Origin of the sequence: Streptococcus sp. GMD1S, from assembly GCF_000296875.1 — a bacterium.
In the GTDB taxonomy this organism is placed as follows: Bacteria; Bacillota; Bacilli; order Lactobacillales; family Streptococcaceae; genus Streptococcus.
On record NZ_AJQY01000185.1, the window covers coordinates 1 to 979 of the forward strand.

Genomic DNA, 979 nt, shown 5'->3' on the forward strand with positions numbered 1-979 from the left:
GACTACTTCTATCACAAACGTCTCTTGATGAAAAATAGCCGAGCAGTTGTCATTAATAGCGACATGGACCACTTTTCTGTATTGAAAGAACAAGTGGAAGATCAAGACCATGACTTCTATGGTAGTAAGTCAGACAACCAAATCGAGAACTCCAAAGCCTTTAGCTTTTCAGCCACTGGTAAACTTGCTGGAGATTATGATATCCAGTTGATTGGACACTTCAACCAAGAAAATGCCGTTGCTGCAGGACTTGCCTGCCTCCGTCTTGGAGCTAGTCTTGAGGACATCAAAAAAGGAATCGCTGCAACCCGCGTTCCTGGTCGTATGGAAGTCCTCACACAGAAAAATGGAGCCAAGGTTTTCATCGACTATGCCCACAACGGGGACAGTCTGAAAAAACTCATCAATGTGGTTGAAACTCATCAAACTGGGAAAATCGCTCTGGTTCTTGGCTCTACAGGAAACAAGGGGGAAAGTCGTCGCAAAGACTTTGGTCTCCTCCTCAATCAACATCCTGAGATTCAAGTCTTTCTAACTGCGGATGACCCCAACTATGAAAATCCAATGGCCATTGCTGAAGAAATCAGTAGCTATATCAGTCATCCTGTTGAAAAGATTACCGATCGCGAACAAGCCATCCAAGCAGCATTGGCCATCACAGACCAAGCACTCGATGCTGTGATTATTGCAGGTAAGGGAGCTGATTGCTACCAGATCGTCAATGGAGTGAAAGAAGCCTATCCTGGAGATGCAACTGTCGCAGAACGTTATCTATAAAATCAAAAAATCAAGGGAAGTTTTCCCTTGATTTTTTTTAGTCTTCTTTCTTAAATGAGTTTTTAAGACCTTCAACGGCACCTTCTACAGCACCTTTAGCATCTTCAACAACTTCTTTGGCTTTGGCAACTGTTTTTTCTACAGCACCTTCTGCTTCTGTCTTGCTATCGCCAGTAACTTTACCAAATCCTTCTTTGATAGC

2 protein-coding genes are annotated in these 979 nt (G+C 43.2%); one reads left to right on the forward strand and one right to left on the reverse strand.

Annotated elements, in window-relative coordinates:
* Window positions 1-777: glutamate ligase domain-containing protein (locus GMD1S_RS08150; protein ID WP_000223916.1), on the forward strand; the 777-nt coding region annotated here is incomplete at its 5' end.
* 37 nt (window positions 778-814) lie between these two features.
* On the opposite strand, the gene GMD1S_RS08155 is transcribed toward GMD1S_RS08150, so the two are convergent.
* Window positions 815-979: CsbD family protein (locus GMD1S_RS08155; RefSeq protein ID WP_000518890.1), on the reverse strand; the 165-nt coding region annotated here is incomplete at its 5' end.